Annotated in this window: 1 protein-coding gene; it reads left to right on the forward strand. The window is 53.7% G+C overall.

Annotated features, from left to right (window positions below; genetic code table 11):
• Positions 1-326, forward strand: a 326-nt coding sequence (locus tag ACRHNM_RS16510; RefSeq protein ID WP_431137722.1) for an MMPL family transporter, incomplete at both ends; no start/stop codon positions are given.

The raw sequence follows: 326 nt of genomic DNA on the forward strand, positions 1-326 counted from the left end.
GCCGGTATTGTATTGACCATCGGTATGTCCGTGGATGCGAACGTGCTGATATTTGAACGTATCAAGGAGGAACTGCAAAAAGGCAAGGGGATGGCGCAGGCTGTTTCGGACGGTTTTGACAACGCTCTTTCCTCTATCCTGGACGCCAATATCACCACCGGGCTCACCGCCCTGATCCTGCTGGTTTTCGGCTCAGGTCCTATCAAGGGCTTTGCCACCACGCTGATCATCGGTATCCTGACCTCCCTGTTCACGGCCATTTTTGTAACGCGTCTGCTTATTGACGCTTACCTGAACCGCCGCGGCCGGAAACTCGATATTGCAAC

Source organism: Psychroserpens mesophilus (genome assembly GCF_050617655.1).
GTDB lineage: Bacteria > Bacteroidota > Bacteroidia > Flavobacteriales > Flavobacteriaceae > Psychroserpens > Psychroserpens mesophilus_A.